This window comes from Paracoccus sp. S4493 (assembly GCF_000967735.1).
In the GTDB taxonomy this organism is placed as follows: domain Bacteria; phylum Pseudomonadota; class Alphaproteobacteria; order Rhodobacterales; family Rhodobacteraceae; genus Paracoccus; species Paracoccus marcusii.
In genome coordinates this window covers 1-391 of sequence record NZ_JXYF01000543.1, presented here as the reverse complement: position 1 = coordinate 391, position 391 = coordinate 1, and the positions used below count along the sequence as shown (strand labels likewise).

At 70.3% G+C, this 391-nt stretch carries 1 pseudogene; it reads right to left on the bottom strand.

Going from position 1 to position 391, the window contains the following annotated elements:
• A pseudogene (locus TW83_RS21670) lies at positions 1 to 391 on the bottom strand (diguanylate cyclase); the annotation flags it as partial.

The following is a 391-nucleotide window of genomic DNA, read 5'->3' as shown; positions in this document are numbered from 1 at the left end:
GTGAAAGCCGTCCGGGCGGGTCGACCAGATCATCTGGTCGACGGAATCGGCGATGGCGTGGAACTTGGCCTCGCTGTCGTGCAGCTGCGCCTCGCGGGTCTGCAGCTCGTGCATGCGGTCGCGCGCCTCGTACTGCCGCGCGCGGGCCTTGAGGGCAGAGCGGACCGCGCGCACCAGTTCCTCCGCGTGCAGCGGTCGCGACAGCACCACCCCGTTCTGCAGCGCGTCGATGCGGGCCTTGGCCCGGTCCGATCGATGCCGCGACGTCCCGTTCGCCAGAACGATGAAGGGAACGTCCGACCAGGACGGCTGATCGGCCAGGGCCTGCTGCAGCAGTCCCTCATCCGCGGCGACCAGGGCCTCCTCGGTGACCAGGGCCACGCCGATGGTC